This window comes from Microbacterium sp. Root322 (assembly GCF_001425645.1).
GTDB lineage: Bacteria > Actinomycetota > Actinomycetes > Actinomycetales > Microbacteriaceae > Microbacterium > Microbacterium maritypicum.
The window spans coordinates 914,845-941,492 of sequence record NZ_LMCS01000003.1 but is presented as its reverse complement, the minus strand read 5'-3'; the positions used below and the strand labels follow the sequence as shown (position 1 = coordinate 941,492).

Genomic DNA, 26,648 nt, shown 5'->3' with positions numbered 1-26,648 from the left:
GCGTTTTCGCGGACTGGCTCCATAGGATCGCAGCATGGCTCCCAAGGTGCACAAGATCCATTCGCTCCCGGACGACGCCCCGTGGGACAAGGGGGTGCCTCCCACCGGATCGGCGGAGCATCCGATGATGGTGCGCGGCCTCGACCGCGTGCTGTCGATCCAGCGACCGCTCGTGCTGGCGCACATCCGGAGCATCCGCCTGCGCAATCCGCAGGCCTCGCCGGCCGAGATCATCCGCATCCTCGAGCGTCGCTACCTGGCGGCCGTGACCACCGGTGGAGCCGCGGTCGGCGCGACCGCTGTCGTCCCGGGCATCGGCACGGGTGTCACGCTCGCACTCTCCGGCGTGGAGACGGTCGGCTTCGTGGAGTCCACAGCTCTGTTCGCGCAGTCGGTCGCCGAGGTGCATGGGATCGCGGTCGCGAACCCGGATCGCGCCAGAGCGCTGGTGATGACGCTGATGCTCGGCAAGGAGGGCGTCGACCTGGTCGGACAGCTCGCCGGGCAGGTGGCAGGGCGCGGCGGGAGCAGATCGTCGTACTGGGGCGAACTCGTCACGAAGTCACTCCCCCGCGCCGCCGTCGGACCTCTCGTCGACCAGCTCAAGAGCATGTTCGTGAAGCAGTTCGCTGCCAAGGGCGGCGCGTCGGTCATCGGCAAGGCCCTCCCGTTCGGGATCGGTGCCGCGATCGGAGGCGCGGGGAACAACATCCTCGGCCGCCGCGTGCTGACGACGTCCCACAAGGCCTTCGGCGCCGCCCCGATCGACCTTCCCCTCGAACTGGAACCCGTACCCGGCGCCGAGAAGCTGGAGTTGCGGATGCTGCGTGGTGCCCGCTACGCCGGCAACGCGGTCGCGGGAGCGGCCGGTACGACCGTCCGCGGGGTGGAGTGGGCGGGACGCAAGGCCCGCTCGATCGGCCGCCGCCCCAAGACCGACCCGGAACTCGAGTCCGGTGAGCCCGAGGGCTGAGCGCACCTCGCCAAAGGATCGGCCGACCCGTTGTGGCGAGCATCCAACAGCCGGAGGCGAGCCGACGATAGGGTGGAATCCGTGACGGACAAGCCCGACCTCTTTACCACCGCCGGCAAGATCGCGGATCTGCGCGCTCGCTATACAGAAGCCGTCGTCGACGCGGAAGCGAAGGCGAAGGAGAAGCAGCACGCGAAGGGCAAGATGACCGCCCGCGAGCGCATCGAGCTGCTCGTCGACCCCGGGAGCTTCGTCGAGTTCGACGAGTATGTGCGCCACCGCACCACGGCCTTCGGCATGGATCGTTCGCGACCCTACGGCGACTCGGTCGTCACCGGCGTGGGCACGATCAACGGCCGCACGGTCGCGGTGTACTCGCAGGACTTCTCGACCTTCGGCGGTTCGCTCGGCGAGGTCGCCGGCGAGAAGATCATCAAGATCATGGAGTTCGCCCTCGCCGGAGGGATGCCCTGCATCGGAATCCTCGACTCCGGTGGCGCGCGCATCCAGGAGGGCGTCGTCGCCCTCGGCAAGTACGGCGAGATCTTCCGCCTGAACACCCGTGCATCCGGCGTCATCCCGCAGATCTCCATCATCATGGGCCCGGCTGCGGGCGGAGCGGTGTACTCCCCCGCCCTCACCGACTTCGTGATCATGGTCGACAAGACCAGCCAGATGTTCGTCACCGGCCCCGACGTGATCAAGACCGTCACGGGCGAGGACGTGGGCATGGAAGAGCTCGGCGGTGCGTACACGCACAACACCCGCTCGGGCGTCGCGCACTACCTCGCCGAGGATGAGGACGACGCGATCGACTACGCGCGCACGCTGCTGAGCTTCCTCCCGGACAACAACATGGCGGAGCTGCCGTCGTACGAGAGCGCCTTCGAGTTCGAGACCACCGACGCCGATCGCACGCTCAACACGATCGTCCCCGATTCGACGAATCAGCCGTACGACATCCACACCGTCATCGAGCATGTCGTCGATGAGGGCGACTTCCTCGAGGTCCAGCCGCTGTTCGCGCCCAACATCGTGATCGGATTCGGACGCATCGAGGGCCGGTCGGTGGGCATCATCGCCAATCAGCCCTCGCAGATGGCCGGCACCCTGAACATCGAGGCCGGAGAGAAGGCGAGCCGGTTCGTGCGCTTCTGCGACGCCTTCTCGATCCCGATCGTCACGCTCGTGGATGTGCCCGGCTATCTGCCCGGCACCGACCAGGAATGGACCGGAGTCATCCGCCGTGGCGCGAAGCTGCTCTACGCCTACGCAGAGGCCACCGTGCCCCTCGTCACCGTGATCCTGCGCAAGGCCTACGGCGGCGCATACATCGTGATGGGCTCGAAGCAGCTGGGCGCGGATGTGAACCTCGCGTGGCCGACAGCGGAGATCGCGGTCATGGGTGGCCAGGGCGCCGTCAACATCCTGTACCGCGGCGAGATCAAGAAGGCCGAGGAGGCCGGTGAGGACGTCGCCGCCGTGCGCACCCGGCTCGCGAACGAGTACACCTACAACGTGGCGTCGCCCTTCCTGGCGGCAGAGCGCGGCGAACTCGACGGCATCATCGAGCCGGCGAACACCCGCGTCTCGATCGCCAAGGCGCTGCGCGCTCTGCGCGGCAAGCGTGCGGAGCTGCCTCCGAAGAAGCACGGGAACATCCCGCTGTGACCGCGCAGAACGCTCAGGACGGCACACCGGCCCCGGAGACCCCGGAGGCGCCGATGCTCGACATCACCCGAGGGGCGGCCACCGAGGAAGAGCTCGCCGCGCTCATCGCGGTGATCAGCGAGGCCTATGCGACGGAGGCGGCTGCCGCCGTCGCCGACGAGCCGTCCGTGTCGGCATGGACGCGGACGCAGCGACCGCTGCGACGCCCGCTTCGTCGCGACATCCCCTGGGGGCGCTTCTCCGGCTGACCGCCGCGCGCAGCTGCGGGACTCAGGCGTCTCGAAGGAATCCGACTACGTCTGCGTGATCCGTGAACCCTCCGCCTCACGAATCACGCAGACGATCGTCGCAGGACCCCCAGCGCCCTGCTCGGCGACGTTCCCCGTCGCCGCCTCGCCCTGCCCTGTGCAGGATGGGGCGTGTTCACCCCGACTCGGACCGGGACCGCTTCCCCCCTGCATGCCACGGTGCCGAGCATGCGGAGAGAGGGCGCAGTTCCGTGATCCGACGATGAGGGAACCCTAAATATTACATCGATTAGACATATACCCGCAAGCCCTGATCCGTCGACGGCAGAGACCGGGACGGCGTCTCGGATCAGCTGTCGAGCAGCAGATCCGAGGCACGGGGACTGAGGACCGAGTCGAGGACCACGCACCCGGCACCCACCGCACCGACGTCGTCCCCCACCACCGTGCCATCGACAGGAAGCGTGCGCACCGCGCGCGTCGCACTGGCACGATCGAGCCTGGCGGGGATCTCCCGCAGGTACACGTCGGCGAGCCGAGCCCAGAAAGGCCCGCCGAACACGACCCGATCCACGTCGAGCATGTTGGTCAGCGCCGCCGTCAGCACGGTGATGTGCGCAGCCGCCTGTCTCAGCACCCCGACAGCCGCTTCATCGCCCTCGGCCGCTCGCTCGCACAGCCGACTGAATCTCTCATGGACGGCGGCGACGTCGCTCGCCTGGCGGTCGTCGCCGAAGACACCCGCACGCTCCGCCTGTTCGACGATCGCCTGCGGGGTGCAGACGACCTCGACGCACCCGCGGGACCCGCACGAGCAGGAGGGCCCGTCCGGGTCGACGATGATGTGCCCGATCTCGCCGATGTTGCGCGTGCTGCCACGCACCGCCTCCCCGTCTCTGGCCAGGGCCGCGCCGATCCCGGTGCCGAGGTAGACGAAGACGAACGAGTCGTCGGCCGACTCGCGTCGAGTCCACAACTCCCCCACCGCGGCAGACGTCGTGTCCTTCTCCAGCACCACGGGCAGCCCGGTGGCCTCCGCCAACACCTCGCGCAGCGGAACACGGTGCCAGCCGACGAGCTTCGGGGGATCGATGACCGTGCCCTTCTCCACGTCGAGCGGGCCGGGGGCCGCGACCCCCACCCCCGCGATCCGCGAGCGATCCACACCCGATCCCACGATCAGGGCGTCGATCGTCGTCGCCATGGCCTCGACGATCCGGTGCGGATCCTCGGCGGGCGTGCGCACGCTCAGGCGTCGAACGATGGCACCCGACAGGTCGAGCAGCACGAATGTCATGAGGGCGGGGTCGAGGTGCACTCCCACCGCGAAGCGGCTGTCTGCGACGAGCCTCAGGGTGACGCGCGGCTTGCCAGGCCCGTTGATCGTGCGCCCGGCCTCCCTGATGAACCCGTCATCGAGGAGCCTCCGGGTGATGTTCGTGACGGTCTGCGCCGAGAGCCGGGTCGCCGTCGCGAGCTCGATCCTGCTCAACCCCTCGCCGGACTGGCGGATGGCCTCGAGAATCACGGACTGGTTGAAGTCACCCATACGCGGGAGATTGGTGCCACGACGCGTTGCCATCGTCCAATGATCCACCATCGAGGCGGATTCTTGTCCCCCAAAATACCTACAGACAATGTTTGCGCAAGCCATCAGACTGAGGGAGACGCTTCGCGTTCGGCTGGTCTCTCTGTCCCAGGGTAGACAGACGCTGATCGGCCACCAGCGGACGGTTTTCGGGTAACTGTCCGCACGGAGAGGGGCAGGCGGATTCGCCGCCCCTCTCCCACTCTCATCATCCTCGACTCCGGTCGCCTCCCCCGGCCGGGGCCGAGGACGTTCGCGAACCGCGTCAGACGACCGGCATTCAGCGCGGGATCTCGTGCCAGAGGTCGACCGCGTCATCGTCGCCGGACGATCGCGAACCGGCGCGGCCGACCACGGTCACCGCGATACGAGGGTCCGGTGACGAGCGGATGATGAGTCGAGACGTCTGCGCCCGGCTGAGCACCACCGCCAGTTCGTCTCGGATCGCTTTGCGACGCGCCTCGTCGATACCGTCGAAGCCGCCCTCATCGAACACGGTGACGACCACGCCGCGCCGTCGCGCCGCCTCGATCGCGTTGCGCACCGCGTCGTTGAGGAGGTCGGCTCCGCGCAACTCGTCGCGCAGCCGCCCCTCGGCGAGACGTGCATCCAGACGTTCCTGATCGTTCAGCGCGCCCCTCGCCGCCACGACCCTGCTGAGGACCGGGCCGGCGACGGCCAGGGCGAACTGCGTGCGAAGACGCCGCTCACGCTGCCGGACCCGCTGCGTGGCGTGCCATGCGGACACCGCCTGCTGGATCTCTGCGAGACGCTCGGTGTCGCGCACCGCCCGGTCCCAGAACATCACGAGCAGTCGCGCAACGGCCACCCACATGATGGAGCCGACCAGCCCGAGGTTGAGCGCCACGACGAAGCCCAGCGACGCGGACGCCGCCACCACGAGCACCACGAGCACGAGCCAGCCGATCAGGGACCGCCGGCGAACGACGCACACGATACCGAGCAGGCCGAGAGCACCGATGTACCAGGTCGCGAAAGGGGCGGTGCGATCCGCCGGTTCGAGCGAGAAGGTGACGAGCACGGGGATCACCGCACTCGCCAGCAACGCGAGGATCGCCGACCACATCGGCATCTTCACCGAGGCGCCGTCGCCGAGGATCGCGATGTTCACGACCACCAGGTACACGGCGATCGCGAGGACCATCAGCAGCGGAGCCGTCGGCTGCTCGATCCACCAGATCCCTCGGGCGACGAAGTACAGTGCGAAACCGACGGCGAGAGAGGTGGCGACGCTGCGCACGGTGCGGTTCACGAGCGCACCCATCCCAGCGTGACGGTGGTGCCGTGCTCGTCGGAGACGATGTCGGCCGTGCCGGCGACGCCCGCCATGCGCGCGAAGATCGACGCGCGAATCCCGAGGCGGTCGGCACCGATCGAGTCGACGTCGAAACCCGACCCGGTGTCCGAGACCGTCACGACGACCCCTTCGTCTGCATGCCCCTCGACGATGATGTGGAGCCCGCGTCCGTTGGCATGCGACACGGCGTTGCCGATGGCCTGCCGCGCCGCGAGTACCAGCGCACGAGCCGCCCGCCCTGGGATGAGGCCGATTCCTCCGCGCTCCTCGACGATCGCGTCGGCACCGAGCTCGGACAGGGCCCGACGCAGCTCGACGACGATCTGCGCCGTGCCGACGGGCTCATCGCTGCCCTCCTGCGCGACGGCGGCTTCGGTGTTCGCAAGGCGGGTGAGAGCCTCCCGCGCCATGGCGACGGCCAGTTCCTCCGCACGCTCACCCTCGGCCCTCTCGGCGGCGATCAGCGCGGCGAGGACGCTGTCATGCATCAAGGCGGACATCGCCGCCCGCTCTTCTTCCGCTGCGGCCGCTGCGGCAGCCGTCGAATACGAAGCCACCGCCTGCCCCCTGGCCTCGTCCACGCCGGCGGCGACGGAGCGGAACATCCAGCCGAGCGAGACGATGACGACACCGAGGATGAGGGTGAACGACACATCGAACGCGGTCGTCACCCAGAACTCACGGGAGAACTCCCCCTGGACGAGGCGCACGTAGCCGTAGACGAACGGCATCCCGGCAGCCCACGCGAACTGGAGCCGCAGCGGGAACGCGAGCATGGCCGCGACGACGCCGACGTTGACCAGGAAGAAGATCCAGGGCTGGTCTCCCGCGCCCTTGTCCGAGGGGTCGACGACGGTCGGCCAGGCGGCGAGCGCGAGGACGTAGACCACGGCGAAGATCCCGGAGAAGGTGCGAACGCCCCGGCCCACCACACAGGCCAGCAGCATCGCAGCGAGCGGCACGAACACCACGATCAGCGTCACCAGGTGCGCAGGATCCGCTGCGGACAGGGAAGCCATCGCGGAGATCAGGGCCTGCGCTCCGAGCACGGCCGAACCGATCGCGACGACGATCGCGAGGATCCGTTCCATGCGCTTGCCGGTGAAGCGCTCGTACGCCGTCTCCGTGCTGCCGGGAGAGGGGATCTTGCTCCAGGCGTCGCGGATGCTCAGCGGCTCAGCGGCCACCGGGTGCCTCGTCAGCCGTGACGATCCCGTCCTCCATCGCTCGGCGCAGGAGATCGACCTTCGTCGGCGCGGGGCGCCCGACCTCGACGTACTTCACGCGGATGCGGGTGATGTTCTCCTTGGCGGTGGAGTAGGCGACGCCCAGCTTCTCGGCGACGGCCTTCAACGGCAGGCCGGTCGCGTAGAGGCGGAGCACCTCGCGCTCCCGTGTGGCGAGCTGCGCATCGGCGAAGGCGCGGTCTCCGTCGACGGCGCTCGCCCACTCGACGTTGTTGAGGGCCTCGCCCTGCGCCACGGTACGGATCGCATCGAGGACGTCGTCGAGGGCAGAGGACTTGCTCACCACTCCGGCGGCACCGGCAGCGAGCGCCTCGCGCACGGCTGCCGGCCGATCGGCGACGCTGTGGATCACGACGCTCGCACCGTCGTTCACGAGGGAGGACACGTTCTCGGTCACGGTCGTCCCGTCGCCGAGAGTGAGATCGAGCACGACGACCTCGGCAGGCGCCGCCGCGGTGGCGCGGCGCCATTCGAGGTACGACACGACGGTGCTCCCGGAGAAGACGACGGTCTGCGAGTCACGCGCGCACGCGGCCTCGAGACCGAGGCGAACGGACTCGTGATCGTCGATGAGTGCGACCGTGCTCATCCCCTCAGCCTACTGAGTCCCCCGACGAGCCGAGGATCGCTCACCGGGTGAGCAGCGCGACGACCTCGAAGTGATGCGAGTGCGGGAACAGATCGAAGCCACGAAGGCGGTCCACGTTCCATCCGAGAGTCCGGAAGGTGCCGAGATCGCGAGCGAGGGCCACCGGATCGCACGCGACATACGCGATGGCATCCGGCGCGAGCGCGTGAATCGCCTCGACCACCTGACGACCGGCACCGGCGCGCGGGGGATCGAGGACCACGGCTCCTGTGCGCCCGCGCTTCTGCGTGGCCAGGAAACGATCGACGCGCGCCGTCACCGCATTCACCTCGAGGGGAGCGAGGTTCGCGGCCGCGTGCTGGGTGGCGCGGGCGCTGGACTCGACCGTCACGATGTCGGTGCCGCCGAGATCGGCGAGTGTCGCGGCGAACAGACCGACCCCTCCGTACAGGTCGTAGTGCGACTTCTGCTCGTCGACGTGCCCGTCGAGGATCCCGTAGACGGCGGCATCGAGCACTGAGGCCGCGCGCGGGTGCACCTGCCAGAAGCCCGTGGAGTCGACCTCGAAGCGCCGGTCGTTGACCATCTCGTGGATGACCTCGGGAGTGGGACGCTTGCGGAAGCCCCTCTGCACCCGTGGTGCGCGCTCGGTCTCCTCGCGACGGATGATGCGCACCGTGCCGTCGGCGGGCTCGACGAGTTCGATGCGACCAGGGGCCTCGCCCTGCAGTGCGAGTGCCGCTTCGGCGATCGCCGGCCGTGCGAGCGGGTGCGAGGTCACGGGGACGACGCGGTGGCTGCGAGCGGCGAACGGCCCGGCCACTCCCGTGTCGTCGACGTGCAGGGTGACGCGGGTGCGCCATCCGAGGCCGTCGCCCGACTCCACGGACTCGATCTCGGGGGCCTCGAGGCCGCTGCCCGCGAATCGGTCCAGCGATTCGGTCAGCACACGCCGCTTGAGCTCGCGCTGGTGGTCCAGATCGATGTGGCCCAGGTCGGCGCCGCCCGGGCGGTCCGCCGGATCACGGGAGACGTCGGCCTCCGCCCACACGTGCGGGCGGCGGTGCTCCGAGGCCTCGAGCACCTCGACGGTCTCCGCCCTCCAGAAGCTGCGGGTCGACGCATCAGCGCCCTCCTGCGGGGCGATCACGCGGGCACGCACGCGCTCACCGGGGATCGCATCGGAGACGAAGACCACGCGTCCCTCGTGGCGGGCGACGAAGGTGCCCCCGTGTGCGATGCCGGTGATGTCGAGTTCGAGCACGTCGGCTGGGGAGGAAGTCATTCTTCGAGGATACGGTGGTGGACATGCGCGTCTGCCTCGCCTCCACCTCCCCCGCCCGACTCATGCTGCTCCGCCAGGCCGGCATCGAACCGCTCACGGTGTCGCCGGATGTGGATGAGGACGCCGTCGCCGCCGCCGCAGAGGCGGAACGAGGCGCATCCCTGCCGCCGGCGGAACTGGTGCTGCTGCTCGCCCGCGCGAAGGCCGCGGCCGTCGCGCACGGTCTCGCCGACGAGGGCACCTTCGACGGCCTGGTGATCGGCGGGGACTCGATGTTCGCCCTCGGTGGGCGGGTGTACGGCAAGCCCTACACCCCGGAGGAGGCGACCAGGCGCTGGCAGGAGATGCGCGGAGCGACGGGCATCCTGCACTCCGGGCACTCCGTTTTCCGAGTCGCTCCCGGCTCAGAGCCCACCGAAGCCACCGCCGTCGCCGAAGCCGCCGTGACGTTCGCACACGACGTGAGCGACGCGGAGATCGCCGCGTACGTCGCCTCCGAAGAGCCGCTGCACGTGGCAGGGGCCTTCACCGTCGACAGCCTGGGCGGCGCCTTCATCACGCGCGTGGACGGCGACCCCTCGACGGTCGTCGGCATGTCGCTGTCGACCGTCCGCCGTCTGGCGGCCGAGCTCGGCGTCCGCTGGACGGACCTGTGGTCGTAGACTCCCCTCCACGTTTTCTCGACTTTCTTGTGGGGAGTCGTCAAAGGGATCGGGATCGTTCTCGCTAGGCTGGCAAGCATGCCTGCTATCGCCAAGGTGCTCATCGCCAACCGCGGCGAGATCGCCGTCCGCATCATCCGCGCCGCCCGGGACTCCGGAATCGCCTCGGTCGCCGTCTACGCCGACCAGGATCGCGACGCTCTGCACGTCCGCCTCGCCGACGAGGCCTACGCCCTCGGCGGCTCGACCAGTGCCGAGACCTACCTCCAGATCGAGAAGATCCTCTCGATCGCCCGCCGCGCCGGTGCCGACGCGGTGCACCCGGGATACGGGTTCCTCGCCGAGAACGCCGAGTTCGCTCGGGCCATCATCGGTGCGGGGATGACCTGGATCGGCCCGTCGCCCGAGGCCATCGAGGCGCTCGGAGACAAAGTGACCGCGCGTCACGTGGCAGAGAAGGTCGGCGCACCTCTCGCCCCCGGCACTCCCGGTCCCGTGGAAGGCGCCGACGAGGTCATCGCCTTCGCGAAGGAGTTCGGCCTGCCGATCGCCATCAAGGCGGCCTACGGGGGCGGCGGACGCGGCCTCAAGGTGGCGCGTGAGCTCGACGAGGTCGCCGAGCTGTTCGAATCCGCCACCCGCGAGGCCGTCGCCGCTTTCGGACGCGGCGAGTGCTTCGTCGAGAAGTACCTCGACAAGCCGCGTCACGTCGAGACGCAGTGCCTGGCCGACGCCGAGGGCAATGTCGTCGTCATCTCGACGCGTGACTGCTCACTGCAGCGCCGCCACCAGAAGCTCGTCGAGGAGGCGCCCGCCCCCTTCCTCACGCAGGAGCAGAACGACCTCCTCTACTCGGCGTCGAAGGCCATCCTCAAGGAGGTCGGCTACGTCGGCGCCGGCACGTGCGAGTTCCTCATCGGCGCCGATGGCACGGTGTCGTTCCTCGAGGTGAACACCCGCCTGCAGGTCGAGCACCCGGTCTCCGAAGAGGTCACCGGCATCGACCTGGTGCGCGAGCAGTTCCGCATCGCGGCCGGCGGCACCATCGACTACGACGACCCGAAGCCGCAGGGGCACTCGATCGAGTTCCGCATCAACGGCGAGGACCCCGGTCGCGGATTCCTGCCCCAGCCCGGCCCGATCCACGTCTTCAAGACGTTCGGGGGTCCCGGCATCCGGCTCGACTCGGGCGTCACCGCCGGCGACGCGGTCTCGGGTGCGTTCGACTCGCTTCTGGCGAAGATCATCGTGACGGGCAAAGACAGGGCGGAAGCACTGGAGCGCTCGCGCCGCGCGCTCGACGAGTTCGAGGTCGCGGGGCTCCCCACCGTCATCCCGTTCCACCGCAAGGTCGTGCGCGATCCCGCGTTCACCGCGGAGAACGGTGAGTTCGGCGTCTTCACGCGCTGGATCGAGACGGAGTTCGTCAACGACATCCCCGCGTGGGACGGCGAGCTCGAGGCGCCGACGCCTGCGGAATCGCGTCACACGGTCGTCGTCGAGGTCTCCGGCAAGCGTCTCGAGGTGAGCCTGCCCGATCGCGTCGCGGTCGCGGCCGGCACCGCCGGGCGCCCTGCCGCCGTCCCGCCGTCGCGTCGCAGCCACGCCACCACCGCCAACGCCGGAGCATCCGGTGACGCGGTCAAGTCGCCCATGCAGGCCACCGTCGTCAAGATCGCCGTCGCCGACGGACAGCAGGTCGTCAAGGGCGACCTGGTCGTCGTGCTCGAGGCCATGAAGATGGAGCAGCCGCTGCAGGCGCACAAGGACGGCGTGGTCGGCAACATCAACGCGGACGCCGGCGCCACGGTCTCCGCAGGACACCAGCTGCTCACGATCAGCTGACGCACCGCATCGACGCGAAAGGCGCCCCACCGAGGTGGGGCGCCTTTCGCATGTCTCCGTGGATCAGGAGATGTTCACGAGGTGCATCGCCCTGCTCGCATCGGTGATGCTGCTGGACAGCGAGGGGTACGCCGCGAAGACCCGGGAGACCTGGTCGACCGTGAGACGGCGCTCTACGGCGACCGCGATCGGGTAGATCAGCTCCGAGGCCTTGGGAGCGACGATCACACCGCCGATCACCGTGCCCGATCCCTTGCGCGCGATGAGCTTGACGAAGCCGTCCTTGATGCCCATCATCTTCGCGCGCGGGTTCGCCGCGAGCGGGAGCTTGTAGACCAGGCCGTCGGCCACGCCGTCCTCGACGTCCTTCTCGCCGTAGCCGACCGTGGCGATCTCGGGCGCGGTGAAGATGTTCGAGGTGATCTTGATCTGCTCGAGCGGGATCACGATGTCGCCCAGGGCGTGGAACACGGCCGTGCGGCCCTGCATCGAGGCGACGGAGGCCAGCGGGAAGAAGTTCGTGCAGTCGCCGACGGCGTACACGTTGGGGACCGAGGTGCGCGCGACCCTGTTCACACGGACGTGCCCCGACTCGTCGAGCTCGACGCCGGCCTCCTCCAGACCGATGCCCGCGGTGTTCGGGATCGACCCGACCGCCATGAGGCAGTGGCTGCCGTCGACGGTGCGCCCGTCGGACAGCGTGACCGTGACGCCCTCGTCGGTGACCTCGACCCGGTCGGCGCGGGACTTGGAGAGCACCTGCATCCCCCCGCGCTTGAACACCTTCTCGAGAACGGCTGCGGCATCCTTGTCCTCGCCGGGGAGCACCTGCTCGCGGCTCGAGACGAGTGTGACCTTCGCCCCCAGGTTCATGTAGGCGGAGGCGAACTCCGCACCCGTGACACCCGATCCGACCACGATGAGGTGCTCGGGAAGGGCCTTCATGTCGTACAGCTGGGTCCAGGTCAGGATGCGCTTGCCGTCGGGCTTGGCCGAGTCGAGCTCGCGCGGCGAGGCGCCGACGGCCACGACGATCGTGTCGGCCTCGACCCGATCGAAGTCGGTGCCGCCCTGGCCCGTCGACACGATGATCGCGGTGGGCCCCTCGAGGCGGCCGTGTCCGGACAGGATGCGCACCCCGGCTTCGAGGAGCGTGGCGCGCATGTCCTCGGACTGCTGACCCGCCAGTGCGAGCAGGCGCTTGTTCACCGCGGCGAGGTTGATCGCGATCTCCGGCTTGAGCGGCCTGGAGTGATCGCCCTTCGCGTAGAAGTTCACACCGAGGTCGCTCGCCTCGGAGATGGCGACGGCGGCATCGGCGGTGGCGATCAGGCTCTTCGAGGGCACGACGTCCGTGAGGACGGCGGATCCGCCGACTCCCACGCGCTCGACCAGGGTGACCTCGGCCCCCAACTGGGCAGCCGCGAGGGCCGCCTCGTAGCCGCCGGGACCGCCGCCGAGGACGGCGACGCGCTGAGTGCGCTCGAAAGTGGTGGAAGACATGGAATCCATTCTCGCGCAATCCTGGCACCCGAGCCTGCACCTTCCTAGAGTGGATCCATGCCCGAAACGCACAGCAACCCCCTCGACGACCCGACCGCGAACCCGTTCGAGGTCGCCGCGCAGGCCGCAGCCGACATCGCACGTCTGACCGGTGTCGAGAAGCACGACATCGCCCTCACCCTCGGCAGCGGCTGGGGCAAGGCCGCCGACATCATCGGCGAGACCGTCGCGACGATCCCCGCGACCGAGGTCACGGGCTTCTCCAAGCCCGCGCTCGAAGGCCACGTCGGCACCCTGCGCAGCATCCGCACCCCCGACGGCAAGAACGTGCTCGTCATCGGTGCACGCACCCACTACTACGAGGCTCACGGCGTGCGTCGCGTGGTGCACAGCGTGCGCACCGCCGCCGCCACCGGCGCCAAGATCATGGTGCTGACCAACGGCGCCGGCGGCATCCGCGAGACCTGGACGCCCGGTCAGCCCGTGCTCATCAGCGACCACATCAACCTCACCGCGGACTCCCCGCTCGAGGGCGCCACGTTCGTCGACCTCACGGACCTCTATTCGAAGCGCCTGCGCGACGTCGCCCGCACCGTCGATCCGACGCTCGACGAGGGCGTCTACACGCAGTTCCGCGGCCCGCACTACGAGACCCCGGCGGAGGTGCAGATGGCCAAGCACATCGGCGGTCACATCGTCGGCATGTCGACCGCGCTCGAGGCGATCGCCGCCCGCGAGGCCGGCATGGAGATCCTCGGCTTCTCCCTCATCACCAACCTCGCCGCGGGCATCCAGCAGACCCCGCTCAGCCATGGCGAGGTGATCGAAGCCGGACGTGAGGCCGAACCCGTGATCTCCGCGCTCCTGGCGAGGGTGGTCGAGGCCCTGTGAACGAGGAGCTGCTCGCGCAGGCCAGGGCCTGGCTGCGACAGGACCCGGATCACGAGACGCGCGACGAGCTGGCCGGTGTGATCACCCGTGCCGCCGCCGGCGACGAAGGGGCGATCGCCGACCTGGAGGACCGTTTCCGCACGCGGCTCGCGTTCGGGACCGCCGGTCTCCGCGGCGAGCTCGGTGCCGGCAGCAACCGGATGAACCGGGTGCTCGTCGCGCAGGCCGCCGCGGGCTTCGCCGCCTACCTGCGCGAGAAGTCCGACGGACGCACGCCGACAGTCGTCGTCGGCTACGACGGACGCCGCAACTCCCGCGTGTTCGCGACGGACTCCGCCGAGCTGTTCGCCGGGGCAGGTCTGCGCGCGATCCTGCTCCCCCGGCTCCTCCCGACGCCCGTGCTCGCTTTCGCCGTGCGCCACTTCGGAGCCGATGCCGGCGTGATGGTGACCGCGAGCCACAACCCGCCGAACGACAACGGCTACAAGGTCTACCTCGGCGGCGCCGACCACGGGTCGCAGATCGTCGCCCCCGCAGACGCCGAGATCGCCGCGCACATCCAGCGCACGGCCGACGCGGGATCCGTCGTGACGCTCCCGCGCTCCACGGACTACGAGACCGCCGGTGAAGAGGTCGTCGAGGCCTACATCGCCGCGACCGTCGCCGTCGCCCCGGCCCCGGCGGGCACCACGGGCATGCGGTGGGTGTACACCGCGATGCACGGGGTCGGCTGGGAGACGCTGTCGCGCATCGTGAAGGATGCCGGCTACCCTCAGCCCTTCGTCGTCGACGAGCAGCTCACCCCCGATGCCACGTTCCGCACCGTCTCGTTCCCGAACCCCGAGGAACCGGGAGCGATGGATCTCGCCTTCGCGAGGGCCCGCCGGGTCAAGGCCGACTTCATCCTGGCGAACGACCCCGATGCGGACCGCCTGGCCGTTGCCGTGCCCGATGCCTCGACAGCGGACGGATGGCGACGTCTCACCGGCAACGAGGTCGGTCTCCTGCTCGGCGCACGGGCTGCCCGCGCCGCGGCAGGAACCCCGGGTGCATCGCTCGCGTGCTCCCTCGTCTCCTCCCCCGGTCTCGGTGCCGTCGCGGCGCACCACGGACTCGACTTCCACGAGACCCTCACCGGGTTCAAGTGGATCTCGCGCGCCCCCGGCATCGTCTTCGGCTTCGAGGAGGCACTGGGCTATCTCGTGAACCCGGAGACCGTGCGCGACAAGGACGGTGTGTCGGCCGCGGTCGCCATCCTCGGCCTCGCCGCGGAGGCACGCGACCGGGGAGCCACGCTCGTCGATCTGCTCGATGAGCTCGGAGAGACCTACGGGCATTTCGCGAGCGGCCAGGTGTCGGTGCGCGTCGAGGACCTCGCGGTCATCGGCAACGTGATGCTCGCGCTGCGCACGCTTCCTCCGACGCACATCGCCGGACGTTCGATCGCCTCCACCGAGGATCTTCTTCAGGCAGCGCCGGGCCAGCCATCCGGCGACGTGCTGCGGTACCGTCTCGTCGACGGATCACGGGTGATCGTGCGCCCCAGCGGCACCGAACCGAAGCTCAAGGTCTACATCGACGCCCGCGCGGAGTCGGCGGAGAGTGCGCGCGAGGCGGTCGCAGAGCTCGAAGCCGGAGTCCGCGCCCTGCTCGACGAGCGTTCCTGAGCATGCCCGTCCGACACCTCGTCGTCAGCGCGCACAACGGTGCGCACGCCCGACCGGTGGCCGAGCTGGTACGACTCGCGCAGTCCCACACCGCTCCGGTGACCCTCCGCACGGGCGACGGCACGATCGTCGACCTGACCAGTGTGCTGGCGGTCATGGACCTCGGGATCGCCTCGGGGGATTCGGTCGTGCTCGAGACGGCGCCCTCAGCGACGGCTGAGGCCGTTCTCGATCAGCTCGCGGAGGTGCTCGCTCCCCGCGGATGACGGGTGACCGCGGTCAGCCGTCGATCACGGAGACGAGCTCGTCGAGGAACGCCTCGAAGGTCGTCCCCTTCCGGACGATCCGCTGCACGCTCTCGCGCTCACTGAACACTTCGACCAGCTGCTCGAACACGGTCTGGAACGCCGCACGATCGCTCTCGCTGAAGGCCGCGAGCGCGACGACCTGCACGCGTCCTCCGCCCCACGCCGCAGAGCCGTCGGCGACGCCGATGGCGATGGCGGTGCGGCTCGCGGTCATCTGGAGCGCGTGCGGGACCGCGAGCGCATCCGTGAAGGCGGTCGAGGACATCCGCTCGCGCACGATGGTGTTCTCGACGTAGTCCTCGCCGATCAGCCCCGCCTGGACGAGGAGCCCGCCGAGGCGTCGGATGATCGCCTCCTCCCCCTCGTCCGGCAGCGGGAACACGTAGGCGTCGGCCAGGAAGTAGCGGGCGAGCTCACCCCTAAGGCGCGTGAGACGTCGTCCCCGACGCACCCGAGCCGCCGCCTGCTGGATGCGGTCGACGTCGGCGTCGGTCAGGAACGGCTGGATGCGCACGAAACGGTCGCCGGAGGACCCAGGTTCGATCGTGCTGAGCACGAGGTCGGTGTCGAAAGACGACCAGTCGGGGTCGACGTTCGTCACGACGGTCGTGACCTCGATCGCCGAGCCCAGCGAGCGGTCGACGCTGGAGCGAAGCAGCTCGTGCAGCTCGTGATACCCCGGGCAGACGATCGTGGCGGTGAGGATCGACTCCGCCTTCCGACTGCGTTCGAGGCGCCCGCCCACGTGCATCGCGATGTACGCGATCTCATCGTCGTGGATGGGCGTGCCGACGCGGTCGTGCAGGCCGCTCGCGATCGAGACGGCCACCTCGAAGATCATCGGGTAGGTGGTCTTGAGCGACCGGGTGAGCGGGTTGCGGGTGAGGGCGCTCTCCTCGGCTCGCCGCAGCAGGTTCTGCACATGGACCGCGAGGCGGAGGACGAACGTCTCATCCACGAGGTCGACCTGGAAGTCTTCCGCAGCTCGTGCGATCTCCGCGCGCACGGCCGCCTCGACGGCCGGATCCACACCGCTGCGCGCGACCTCGCGCGTCGCATCCTCTCCCGGCGCGACGATGCGGGTGAGGACCAGGGAGGCGAGATGGCCGCTGTCGCCCTCGCCGAGGGCCACGGAGAAGTGCTCGAAAGCAAGACGGGCGATGACGGCTCCGACGCGCGGGATCTCCTCACGAGTACCCGCCGGGGTCGACTCCAGGGTGTGCCCCGCCGCGACCCGCTCCGCCGCGATGGCGATGTGCAGCAGCACGTCGGAGATCGCGAGCTCGTTCACGTAGTAGCCGAGCTCACCGAGCTCGCGCACCAGTGACGACTTGAAGGGTCCGACCGCGCTCGCAGCGACCGCGGAACCGGAGAGCGCGCGGCGGAATGTCTCCGGATGGAAGGAGGCGTCATCCATCTCGTCATGGGCGAGTCTGCTCAGAAGACGACGCTGCGCCGTCTCGTTGCCTCGCAGCCGCACGGTCTCGCGCTCTCGCTCGAGCACCAGATCCGTCCCGTCGAGCAGACCGCGCACGCGCACCAGGTCGGCCTCGAGCGTCGCCTCGCTGACGTGCAGATCCTCGGCGGTGTCGAACACGTCGATCCCTCCGTGCTCGTCGAGCAGGAGGCGCACCAGCGTGTGCAGGCGGTCGCGCGGTGCGGACTCTCCGCTCTGACGCATCCGCAGCACGCCGCGGGCACCGGATCCGGCGCGATAGCCGGCAGGGCCCGACTCGATCACCGCAGCCCCGGGAGCGCGGGCGTTCAGCGCCGCGACATAGGAGCGGATGCTGCGCGGCGTCACCCCCATGAGGTCGGCGAGGCTCGCGGCCGTCGCCCAGCCCTCCTGACGCAGCAGCGCCGCGAGGAGCTGGTCCTGGCGCTGGCGCGACATGGTCCTCCCCTTCCCGCGTGCTGACCGCACTGTCTCGACGTGTTCTCCATGATGTCAGGTGCCCTGCGTCCGCGGGCGGAAGAGCCTGTTCCGCAGGGGCGGAAAGGAACGTGTTGGCGCCGACCCCTCGGCGGTTCCCAGACTGTTCTCAGGAAGGGTGGGCATCGATGAGGATTCTCGTGGTGTGCGGTGCGGGCGCATCGAGCACGTTCGTCGCACAGCGGCTGCGCCGCGCTGCAGCCGCTGCCGGTCTCGATTGGGAGACGGCAGCGGGCATGGAGTCCTCCGTCGCCGGCTCCGCTCACGACCTCGTCCTCGTCGGCCCGCACCTGGCCGAACGCCTCGCCGCGATCCGCGACCAGGCGAGCGCGCCGGTCGCCGTGCTGCCGGACGACGTCTTCGCCGACCTCGACGGCTCACGCACCCTCGTCTTCGCCCGATCGATCCTCGCCGCTGCCGGCGAAACCCCGAAAGGAACATCATGACCGCCACTCGCACCGTCCGGATCGGCTCCTCCCACGGACTGCACGCGCGCCCCGCGAAGCTCTTCGCGCAGGCGGCCAAGGACTCCGGCATCGCCGTGACGATCGCCAAGGATTCGGGCAAGGCCGTCAACGCCGCCAGCATCCTCGGGGTCATCGCGCTGGCGATCGAGCACGGTGACTACGTCACCCTCACGGCCGACGGCGACGGTGCCGAGAACGTGCTGGACACGCTCACCGAGCTCCTCACCACCGACCACGACCAGGACGCCGCCGGATGAGCGAGCTGCGCGGGGTGGGGATCGGCCTCGGGGTCGCCCAGGGACCGATCGTCCGCATGGCCGAGGCGATGCCCGCCCCGGAGAACACTCCCAGCACCGCGGGTGCGGATGCCGAACGCGCCAGGGTGCGCGACGCCGTCTCGATCGTCGCGAGCGAGCTCAACGAGCGCGGGGAGGCCGCGGGAGGATCCGCGCAGGAGGTCCTCGAGGCACAGGCGATGATCGCCGAGGATCCGACGCTCCAGGACGAGGTCGACACCCGGATCGACGCCGGAGCGACGGCGGAGTGGGCCGTGCACGATGCGTTCGCCGGCTTCCGCGCCACGCTCGAGGCCGTCGGCGGCTACCTCGGCGAGCGCGCGGCCGATCTCGACGACATCGCACAGCGTGTGCTCGCCCGCCTTCGTGGCGTCGAGGCCCCCGGCGTGCCGAACCCGGGACACCCGTTCGTCCTGGTGGCGCGCGACCTCGCCCCCGCCGACACCGCGCTCCTCGACCTGGACCAGGTGCTGGCGCTCATCACGACAGACGGCGGACCCACCTCTCACACCGCGATCCTCGCGAGGGAGAAGGGCATCGTCGCAATCGTCGGCGTCGCCGACGGCGAGATGCTCACCACCGGCGAGACCGTGATCGTGGACGCGGCCAGCGGCGTCGTCACGCGCGAGCCGACGGAGGACGAGAAGGCGCGCGCCACGGAGCGCGCGGCTGCTCGCCGGTCGGCCGATTCCGCCCCACCGACTCCCGGCGCCCTCGCCGACGGCACGCCTGTCGCGCTGCTCGCGAATCTGGGGAAGCCCGCAGACGCGGCCGATGCGGTCGTTCGGGGGGCCGAGGGCGTCGGGCTGTTCCGCACCGAGTTCCTGTTCCTCTCCTCGGCGCAGGCGCCGACGATCGCCCAGCAGCGCGAGTCGTACCGCGAGCTGCTGGCGGCGTTCCCCGGCAAGAAGGTCGTGGTCCGGATGCTGGATGCCGGCGCCGACAAGCCGCTGGCGTTCCTCAACGACGCGCACGAGGAGAACCCGGCCCTCGGTCTTCGCGGCCTGCGGGCGCTGCGCGCGAGCGAGGACATCCTGCGCGAGCAGCTCACCGCTCTCGCCGAGGCCGATGCGTCCACCGAGGCCGACCTGTGGGTGATGGCGCCGATGGTGGCCACCGTCGAGGAGACGGTGTACTTCACGACCCTCGCCCGCGAGTACGGGCTGAAGACGGCCGGCGTCATGGTCGAGATCCCGGCGAGCGCGCTGCTCGCCGACCGCGTTCTCGCTCACGCCGACTTCGCCTCGATCGGCACCAACGACCTCACGCAGTACACGATGGCTGCCGACCGCATGCTCGGCTCGGTCGCCGGCTTCCAGGACCCCTGGCATCCTGCCGTCCTGCGCCTCGTGCGCGAGGTCGGCGATGCGGGCGCGCGTCTCGGCAAGCCCGTGGGCATCTGCGGCGAAGCCGCAGCCGACCCGCTGCTGGCCGTCGTGCTGGTCGGGCTCGGCGCGACCAGCCTCTCGATGGCCCCGTCGGCGCTGGCCGATGTGCGACATGCGCTGTCCGAGCGCACCCCGTCCGAGGCGCGGAGCCTCGCTGCGGCCGCCCTGGCTGCCGATGATGCCTCCTCCGCCCGAACCGCCGTGGCAGCTCTCGCCGCGGAACTCCCCCTCCACAAGAAAGAGACGACATCATGACGACGACGTCACCTGCCGCCACCAGACCCGGCGGCCTCCGCGTAGGAGTGCAGCGCTTCGGCACATTCCTCTCGGGCATGATCATGCCCAACATCGCAGCCTTCATCGCCTGGGGCTTCATCACGATGCTCTTCATCCCGAAGGGCTTCTTCGGCGCGGAGAGCCCCTTCGGCTGGCACTGGGCCGGTGTGGCCGAGATCGTCGGCGGTGGCGGCGATTCCGCCGTCATCGGCTGGCAGGGCGCCATGACCGCAACCGCCGAGGCAGCCGACGGCAACATCCTCGCCTACGTCGGCCTCGTCGGCCCGATGGTCACCTACCTGCTCCCGCTGCTCATCGCCAACACGGCCGGCCGTATGGTCTACGGCGAGCGCGGCGGTGTCGTGGCCACGATCGCCACCGTCGGCGTGATCGTCGGAACCAACATCCCGATGTTCCTGGGCGCCATGATCATGGGCCCGATCGCCGCGTGGATCATGAAGAAGGTCGACAGCATCTGGGACGGCAAGATCCGTCCCGGCTTCGAGATGCTCGTGAACAACTTCTCCGCCGGCATCCTCGGCATGATCCTCGCGATCGTGGGCTTCTTCGCCTTCGGTCCTGTCATGCTCGGTATCAGCGCGGCTCTCGGCGCGGCCGTCGACTGGCTCGTCGCGCTGCAGCTGCTGCCGCTCGTGTCGATCATCGTCGAGCCGGCGAAGGTGCTGTTCCTCAACAACGCCATCAACCACGGCGTGTTCACCCCGCTCGGCATCGAGCAGGCGGCAGAGACCGGCAAGTCGATCCTGTTCCTCATCGAGGCGAACCCCGGCCCCGGCCTCGGCCTGCTGCTCGCCTTCACGTTCTTCGGCGTCGGCGCCGCCAAGGGATCCGCACCGGGCGCGGCCATCATCCAGTTCTTCGGTGGCATCCACGAGATCTACTTCCCGTACGCCCTGAGCAAGCCGACCACGATCCTCGCCCTCATCGCGGGTGGCGCGGCCGGAGTCACCACGAACATGGTCCTCGGCGGCGGTCTGGCCTTCCCGGCAGCGCCGGGCAGCATCATCGCGGTCACCTTCGCAGCCCTCGGGGCCGGCGTCGGCAACCTGGTGGTCGTGTATCTGTCGGTGCTGATCGCGGCCACCGTCACCTTCCTCATCACCGGGGTGATCCTGCGCGCGTCCCGAAAGCGCGACCTCGAGGCCGAGGGCGACACCTTCGGCGCCGCGATCGCACAGACCGAGGCGAACAAGGGCAAGTCGTCGGCAGCCATGGATGCGCTGCGCTCCTCGACGTCGAGCACGACCGCCGAGGCCGCTGCCACCCCGAGCTCCACGGCGGTCGCGACCGCGCCGATCGAGCGCATCGTGTTCGCGTGCGATGCCGGCATGGGCTCGTCCGCGATGGGCGCCAGCGTGCTGCGCAACAAGCTCAAGAAGGCCGGCATCGAGGACATCACGGTCACCAACCAGGCGATCGCGAACCTCGACGGAACGGCCGACGTGGTGATCACGCAGCAGCAGCTCACCGAGCGCGCCACCGCGAAGTCGCCGAACTCGGTCCACGTGTCGGTCGACAACTTCATGAACTCGCCCAAGTACGAAGAGGTCGTCGAGATGGTGCGACAGCAGCGAAAGGAAAGCGAATGAGCGTTCTCACCCCCGAACAGGTCCGCATCCACCCCGGAGGCGCATCGCGGGACGAAGCTCTCCAGGAGGCGACCGACATCCTCGTCGCCGCCGGAGCCGTCACCCCGGCCTACGTCGACGCGATGCGACAGCGCGAGGAGACCGTCTCGACCTTCATGGGCAACGGGCTGGCGATCCCGCACGGCACCAACGATGCGAAGGATACGATCCTCGCCTCCGCGCTCTCCGTCGTCCGCTATGACGGCGGTGTGGACTGGTCCGGCGACCCGGCCACCTTCGTGATCGGCATCGCCGGAGTGGGCGACGAGCATCTGGAGATCCTCTCCCGGATCGCGATCCTGTTCTCGGAGGAAGACGATGTGGCACGGCTCTCCGCGGCGAAGACCTCGGAGGAGCTCTACGCCCTCCTCTCGGAGGTGAACGAAGGATGAAGGCGGTCCACTTCGGGGCGGGCAACATCGGGCGCGGATTCGTCGGTCTGCTGCTGCGCGAGGGCGGGTACGAGGTCGTGTTCTCTGACGTCGCCGACGCGCTGGTCGATGCGATCAACGCGGTCGACTCGTACACCGTGCACGAGGCCGGCCCCGGAGGGACCGATCACGTCGTCACCGGCTTCCGGGCGGTGAACAGCCGGACGGACCCCGCCGTCGTGGCCGAGGAGGTCGCATCGGCCGACGTCGTCACCACAGCGGTGGGGCCGACCGTGCTGAGGTTCGTGGCTCCGTCGATCGTCGCGGGACTCGCCCTCCGCTCCCCCGATGCCGCACCTCTGCAGGTGATGGCGTGCGAGAACGCGATCGGTGCCACCGATCTGCTCCGCCGTGAGATCGTGACGGCCGCAGGACCGGATGCCGAGACTCTGCTCGCCCGAGCGGTCTTCGCGAACACGGCGGTGGACCGCATCGTCCCGGCGCAGCCGGAGGGGTCGGGCGTCGACGTCACGGTCGAGCCCTACTTCGAATGGGCCATCGAGTCGGGACCGTTCGGTGCGAACCTGCCGAACATCCCCGGTGCGCACTTCGTCGACGATCTGGCCCCGTACATCGAGCGCAAGCTGTTCACGGTGAACACGGGCCATGCGGCTACCGCGTACTTCGGAGCCCGCGCCGGCATCGAACGCATCTCGGATGCTCTGGCGGACCCCGCCATCGCGGCGAGCGTCTCGGCGGCTCTCGAGGAGACGTCGGCGGTTCTGGTCGCCGAGCACGGCTTGGACCCGGACGATCTCGCCGGCTACCGTGCGACGATCCTCGACCGGTTCCGCAACCCCGCGCTCATCGACACCGTCCAGCGCGTCGGTCGCCAACCGTTGCGCAAGATCTCGCGGCACGAGCGCTTCGTGGGTCCTGCCGCCATGGCCGCGGAGCGCGGCCTGCCCACTGAGGCTCTGGTGGCGGCCGTCTCGGCGGCGCTCGAGTTCGACGACCCGGCGGACGAGCAGTCGGTCGAGCTGCAGCAGTTGCTGCGGACCGAGGACCCTGACGCTCTCACCACGAGGACGACGGGCCTCGACCCCGAGCATCCGCTGTTCCGCTCGGTCCGCGACGCCGTCGCCGCCCGGCAGCACGGCCTCGAGGTCGCCTGACCCACAGCTCATGCACGCCCCCGCGCTGCCGATACGATCGGTGGGCGGGGGCGTTTTTCGAGCACGACGATGTGCGGGGAGCCAGATGAACAGATATGCCGTGATCGGCGCGGGGCCGTCGGGCCTCGCCGCAGCACGTGCGTTGCACACGCGCGGGATCACCGTCGACGGTTACGAGGCGTCGCACGGCGTCGGCGGGCTGTGGGACATCACCAGCCCCCGCAGCACGATGTACGAATCCGCACACCTCATCTCCTCGCGCACGACCACCGAGTTCGCCGAGTTCCCGATGCGCTCTCGCGTCGACTACCCCGGTCACCGGGTGCTCAAGGAGTACTTCGACGACTACGCGGAGCACTTCGGACTCACTGAGCTGTTCCGGTTCGACACCAGGGTCACCCGCCTCGAGCCGCGCGACGGCGGCTGGGACCTGACCAGTGCCGGTCCCACGGGAAAGGAGACCCGCTGGTATGCCGGAGTCGTCCTCGCGAACGGGACGCTCGCCGAGCCGAACGTGCCGACGTTCGCCGGGGAGTTCAGCGGCGAGCTGCTGCACACGAGTGCCTACAAGTCGCCCGAGCAGCTGAAGGACAAGCGCGTGCTGCTGATCGGCGCAGGCAACTCCGGCTGCGACATCGCGGTGGATGCCGTGCACCATGCGGTCTCGGTCGACATGAGTGTGCGGCGCGGGTACTACTTCGTACCCCGCTACCTGTTCGGCAGGCCCAGCGACACCCTCAACCAGGGACGCCCACTGCCGGCGCGCATCAAGCAGGCGGTCGACAGCCGCGTGCTACGGGCCTTCACGGGTGACCCCGTGCGGTTCGGGTTCCCCCGGCCCGACTACCGCATCTACGAGTCGCACCCGATCGTGAACACACTGATCCTGAATCACCTCGGGCAGGGCGACCTGCGCATCCGGCCGGACATAGCCCGATTCGAGGGGACGACGGTGCACTTCCGCGACGGCAGCGCCGACGACTACGACCTGGTGCTGCTCGCCACCGGGTACACCCTCGACTACCCGTTCGTGGACAGGGAGCACCTGCACTGGCGCGGCGCCTCGCCCCGGCTGTTCCTCAACGTCTTCCCCGCATCGTTCAACGGCCTCTACGTGATGGGCATGATCGAGGCCTCCGGCATCGGCTGGCAGGGCCGCTACGAACAAGCCGAGCTGCTCGCGGCCTACCTCTCCGCCGTCGAGGAGGACCCCGCGCGCGCCGCCCGTTTCCGCGAGCGGGTGACCGGAGCACCCTGGCCCGATGTGACCGGCGGCTACCGCTACCTGGGCCTGGACCGGATGGCGTACTACGTCAACAAGGACGCTTACCGGGGCGCTGTGCGACGCGAGAAGATGGCGCTGGAGGTGTCGGCGTGAACGTCGACGACGTGGTCCTGTCCTTCACGCCGGGCACACTCACGATCCTCAACGTCGTGCTCGGCCTGATCATGTTCGGCATCGCCCTCGACACCTCGCCGAGCGACTTCCGCGTCGTGGCGAAGCATCCGAAACCGTTCGTGATCGCGATCCTCGCACAGCTGCTCCTGCTGCCGATCGCCACCTTCGCACTCACCCTCGTGCTTCCCGTGCCGCCGTCGATGGCGCTGGGCATGCTCCTGGTCGCGTGCTGCCCACCCGGGAACATCTCGCAGGTGCTCACTCACCGCGCCGGCGGCAATGTCGCCCTCTCGGTCTCGCTCACGGCGGTCGGGAATCTGATCTACATCTTCGCGATGCCGCTCAGCATCACCTTCTGGGGATCGCTGCACCCGACGGCACGCACGCTGCTGCGTGACGTCGCCGTCGATCCCTGGCGCATGCTGCTCGAGGTCCTGCTCATCGTGGGGCTCCCGTTCGCGCTGGGACTGCTGCTGCGTGCCGGCGCTCCGCGGTTCAGCGCCCGTGTGCAGCCGTTCGTGAAGTGGTTCAGCCTCATCGCGCTGCTCGGGTTCATCATCGCCGCGCTCGTGGGCAACTGGGCGGTGTTCGTGCAGGTCCTCGGCATCATCCTGATCGTGGTCGCGGTGCACGACGCTGTCGCCCTGGCCCTCGGCTACGGCACAGCGGTGATCGGCGGGCTCGGCACCCGCGAGCGCAAGGCCATGACGTTCGAGGTCGGCATCCGCAACGCCGGCCTCGGCCTTGGGCTGGTGTTCCTGTTCTTCGACGGGCTCGGAGGCATGGCCGTCGTCGCCGGCTGGTGGGGCATCTGGGACATCATCGCCGGCCTCGTGCTCGCCGGGCTCTGGGCGCGGCACACCAGAAGACGAACTGGCTCCTCGTCCGGCGACGCGAGCGGCCGCACGAAGGCGGAGGCTGCCTGATGCCGCGCGTGCTCATCACGGGAGGAAGCGGGTTCCTCGGTTCGCATGTCGCCGCGGCCCTCGCGGCCCGCGACGACGTCGAGCTGGTCGTCTGCGGCGATCTTCGACACGGGGTGCCTCGCGACGGCATCATCGACGAGACGCTGGATGTGACGGACTCAGCCGGCCTCGCCCCGCTCCTGCGACGGCACGCGATCGACACAGTCGTGCATCTGGCAGCCATCGTCAATCCCGGTCGCGATGTCGAGCAGGAGTATCGCGTCGATGTCACCGGGTCCGCGAACGTGCTCGCCGCGTGCGTGGAGGCAGGTGTCCGGCGGATCGTGGTCTCCAGCTCCGGGGCCGCCTACGGCTACCATGCGGACAACCCCCGGTGGATCGACGAGGAACAGCCTCTGCGCGGCAACGACGCCTTCCCGTACGCGCGGCACAAGCGCCTGGTCGAGGAGATGCTCGCGGAGCACCGGGCTGCCCACCCCGAGCTCCAGCAGGTGGTGTTCCGCATCGGCACGATTCTCGGGCCGACCGTGCAGAACCAGATAACGGCGCTCTGGGATGGACGACGGATACTCCGGATAGCCGGATCCGCATCGCCCTTCGTCTTCATCTGGGTGGATGACGTGGCTGCGGCGATGGTGCGCGCGGCGACCGACGGCCCACCGGGCGTCTTCAACGTCGCCGGAGACGGATGCCTGACCGTTACCGAGATCGCCGAACGCCTGGGGAAGCCGCAACTCGTCCTCCCGGCGTGGGCGTTGTCGGGGGCCCTGCGCATCGGGCGGATGCTGCGTCTCACGGAGCACGGACCGGAGAAAGTCCCCTTCTTGCGGTACCGGCCGGTCCTGGCCAACGGAGACCTCAAGAGGGTGTTCGGCTACACCCCGCTGCGCACGAGCAGGCAGGCCTTCGAGGAGTACCTCCGCACGCACCCCACGATCGCCCGGGAGAGACGCCGGGCGCAGTAGCGTGGAGC

The 26,648-nt window shown here is 69.4% G+C and carries 24 protein-coding genes; 17 read left to right on the top strand and 7 right to left on the bottom strand.

From position 1 onward, the window contains the following. Window positions 1-34: 34 nt before the first annotated feature. From ASC55_RS16865 to ASC55_RS16855, 3 genes are all read left to right on the top strand, one after another. Window positions 35-973, top strand: coding sequence for a hypothetical protein (locus ASC55_RS16865; RefSeq protein WP_055877737.1), 939 nt, complete (start codon window positions 35-37; stop codon window positions 971-973). 81 nt (window positions 974-1,054) lie between these two features. Next, window positions 1,055-2,644 (top strand): acyl-CoA carboxylase subunit beta, encoded by a 1,590-nt coding sequence (locus ASC55_RS16860; RefSeq protein WP_373695445.1) that lies wholly within the window; start codon window positions 1,055-1,057, stop codon window positions 2,642-2,644. Then, on the top strand, window positions 2,641-2,892 hold the full coding sequence (locus ASC55_RS16855) for an acyl-CoA carboxylase epsilon subunit (RefSeq protein ID WP_229778879.1): 252 nt from the start codon (window positions 2,641-2,643) through the stop codon (window positions 2,890-2,892). Before ASC55_RS16860 ends, ASC55_RS16855 begins: the two co-directional genes overlap by 4 nt. Before the next feature lie 349 nt (window positions 2,893-3,241). On the opposite strand, the gene ASC55_RS16850 is transcribed toward ASC55_RS16855, so the two are convergent. From ASC55_RS16850 to ASC55_RS16830, 5 genes are all read right to left on the bottom strand, one after another. Beyond that, window positions 3,242-4,441, bottom strand: a complete 1,200-nt coding sequence (locus tag ASC55_RS16850) for an ROK family transcriptional regulator (RefSeq protein WP_055870932.1) — start codon at window positions 4,439-4,441, stop codon at window positions 3,242-3,244. A 319-nt stretch (window positions 4,442-4,760) separates the two neighbouring features. Further along, window positions 4,761-5,753, bottom strand: a complete 993-nt coding sequence (locus ASC55_RS16845) for a hypothetical protein (RefSeq protein ID WP_229778878.1) — start codon at window positions 5,751-5,753, stop codon at window positions 4,761-4,763. Further along, window positions 5,750-6,985: an ATP-binding protein gene (locus ASC55_RS16840; RefSeq protein WP_055877732.1), complete on the bottom strand. Its 1,236-nt coding sequence runs from the start codon at window positions 6,983-6,985 to the stop codon at window positions 5,750-5,752. Before ASC55_RS16840 ends, ASC55_RS16845 begins: the two co-directional genes overlap by 4 nt. Next, the gene (locus tag ASC55_RS16835; RefSeq protein ID WP_055877728.1) at window positions 6,975-7,634 is read right to left on the bottom strand and encodes a response regulator; all 660 of its coding nucleotides are present in this window, start codon (window positions 7,632-7,634) and stop codon (window positions 6,975-6,977) included. The genes ASC55_RS16840 and ASC55_RS16835 overlap by 11 nt, the downstream gene beginning before the upstream one ends. Before the next feature lie 40 nt (window positions 7,635-7,674). After that, window positions 7,675-8,919 (bottom strand): class I SAM-dependent RNA methyltransferase, encoded by a 1,245-nt coding sequence (locus ASC55_RS16830; protein ID WP_055877725.1) that lies wholly within the window; start codon window positions 8,917-8,919, stop codon window positions 7,675-7,677. A 23-nt stretch (window positions 8,920-8,942) separates the two neighbouring features. On the opposite strand from ASC55_RS16830, the gene ASC55_RS16825 reads away from it, so the two are divergent. Continuing rightward, window positions 8,943-9,581: a Maf family protein gene (locus ASC55_RS16825; protein WP_055877951.1), complete on the top strand. Its 639-nt coding sequence runs from the start codon at window positions 8,943-8,945 to the stop codon at window positions 9,579-9,581. Window positions 9,582-9,659: 78 nt separating this feature from the next. Beyond that, window positions 9,660-11,426 carry an acetyl/propionyl/methylcrotonyl-CoA carboxylase subunit alpha gene (locus ASC55_RS16820; protein ID WP_055870912.1) on the top strand — a complete coding sequence of 589 codons (1,767 nt, stop codon included), beginning with the start codon at window positions 9,660-9,662 and terminating at the stop codon, window positions 11,424-11,426. Between the two features lie 63 nt (window positions 11,427-11,489). Here ASC55_RS16820 and ASC55_RS16815 read toward each other — a convergent pair whose 3' ends face one another. Continuing rightward, complete coding sequence (locus tag ASC55_RS16815; RefSeq protein WP_055870910.1) at window positions 11,490-12,938, bottom strand: NAD(P)H-quinone dehydrogenase; 1,449 nt, start codon at window positions 12,936-12,938, stop codon at window positions 11,490-11,492. 48 nt (window positions 12,939-12,986) lie between these two features. Here ASC55_RS16815 and ASC55_RS16810 point away from each other — a divergent pair, with 48 nt between their 5' ends. From ASC55_RS16810 to ASC55_RS16800, 3 genes are read left to right on the top strand one after another with little or no spacing between them, the layout of a single operon-like run. Continuing rightward, window positions 12,987-13,820 carry a purine-nucleoside phosphorylase gene (locus tag ASC55_RS16810; RefSeq protein WP_017828488.1) on the top strand — a complete coding sequence of 278 codons (834 nt, stop codon included), beginning with the start codon at window positions 12,987-12,989 and terminating at the stop codon, window positions 13,818-13,820. Continuing rightward, window positions 13,817-15,487 carry a phospho-sugar mutase gene (locus ASC55_RS16805; RefSeq protein ID WP_055877724.1) on the top strand — a complete coding sequence of 557 codons (1,671 nt, stop codon included), beginning with the start codon at window positions 13,817-13,819 and terminating at the stop codon, window positions 15,485-15,487. Before ASC55_RS16810 ends, ASC55_RS16805 begins: the two co-directional genes overlap by 4 nt. Before the next feature lie 2 nt (window positions 15,488-15,489). After that, the gene (locus ASC55_RS16800) at window positions 15,490-15,753 is read left to right on the top strand and encodes an HPr family phosphocarrier protein (protein WP_017828486.1); all 264 of its coding nucleotides are present in this window, start codon (window positions 15,490-15,492) and stop codon (window positions 15,751-15,753) included. Window positions 15,754-15,766: 13 nt separating this feature from the next. On the opposite strand, the gene ASC55_RS16795 is transcribed toward ASC55_RS16800, so the two are convergent. Beyond that, the gene (locus tag ASC55_RS16795) at window positions 15,767-17,689 is read right to left on the bottom strand and encodes a BglG family transcription antiterminator (protein WP_055877721.1); all 1,923 of its coding nucleotides are present in this window, start codon (window positions 17,687-17,689) and stop codon (window positions 15,767-15,769) included. A gap of 167 nt (window positions 17,690-17,856) precedes the next feature. Here ASC55_RS16795 and ASC55_RS16790 point away from each other — a divergent pair, with 167 nt between their 5' ends. The 9 genes from ASC55_RS16790 (at window position 17,857) to ASC55_RS16750 (ending at window position 26,640) form a co-directional block, all read left to right on the top strand. Continuing rightward, a complete protein-coding gene (locus ASC55_RS16790) occupies window positions 17,857-18,174 on the top strand; it encodes a PTS sugar transporter subunit IIB (protein ID WP_055877719.1) in 318 nt (105 codons plus the stop codon). Next, window positions 18,171-18,452 (top strand): HPr family phosphocarrier protein, encoded by a 282-nt coding sequence (locus tag ASC55_RS16785; RefSeq protein WP_055877714.1) that lies wholly within the window; start codon window positions 18,171-18,173, stop codon window positions 18,450-18,452. Before ASC55_RS16790 ends, ASC55_RS16785 begins: the two co-directional genes overlap by 4 nt. Further along, the gene (gene ptsP / locus ASC55_RS16780; protein WP_082524393.1) at window positions 18,449-20,134 is read left to right on the top strand and encodes a phosphoenolpyruvate--protein phosphotransferase; all 1,686 of its coding nucleotides are present in this window, start codon (window positions 18,449-18,451) and stop codon (window positions 20,132-20,134) included. Before ASC55_RS16785 ends, ptsP begins: the two co-directional genes overlap by 4 nt. Next, a complete protein-coding gene (locus ASC55_RS16775) occupies window positions 20,131-21,765 on the top strand; it encodes a PTS mannitol transporter subunit IICB (protein ID WP_055877709.1) in 1,635 nt (544 codons plus the stop codon). Before ptsP ends, ASC55_RS16775 begins: the two co-directional genes overlap by 4 nt. After that, entirely contained in the window at window positions 21,762-22,196 is a 435-nt protein-coding gene (locus ASC55_RS16770; protein ID WP_055870898.1) for a PTS sugar transporter subunit IIA, read from the top strand. The genes ASC55_RS16775 and ASC55_RS16770 overlap by 4 nt, the downstream gene beginning before the upstream one ends. After that, complete coding sequence (locus tag ASC55_RS16765; protein WP_055877706.1) at window positions 22,193-23,350, top strand: mannitol-1-phosphate 5-dehydrogenase; 1,158 nt, start codon at window positions 22,193-22,195, stop codon at window positions 23,348-23,350. Before ASC55_RS16770 ends, ASC55_RS16765 begins: the two co-directional genes overlap by 4 nt. 85 nt (window positions 23,351-23,435) lie before the next feature. After that, window positions 23,436-24,728 (top strand): flavin-containing monooxygenase, encoded by a 1,293-nt coding sequence (locus ASC55_RS16760; RefSeq protein ID WP_055877704.1) that lies wholly within the window; start codon window positions 23,436-23,438, stop codon window positions 24,726-24,728. After that, the gene (locus ASC55_RS16755; RefSeq protein WP_017828477.1) at window positions 24,725-25,675 is read left to right on the top strand and encodes a bile acid:sodium symporter family protein; all 951 of its coding nucleotides are present in this window, start codon (window positions 24,725-24,727) and stop codon (window positions 25,673-25,675) included. Before ASC55_RS16760 ends, ASC55_RS16755 begins: the two co-directional genes overlap by 4 nt. Further along, window positions 25,675-26,640: an SDR family oxidoreductase gene (locus ASC55_RS16750; RefSeq protein WP_055877701.1), complete on the top strand. Its 966-nt coding sequence runs from the start codon at window positions 25,675-25,677 to the stop codon at window positions 26,638-26,640. Before ASC55_RS16755 ends, ASC55_RS16750 begins: the two co-directional genes overlap by 1 nt. Window positions 26,641-26,648 lie beyond the last annotated feature (8 nt).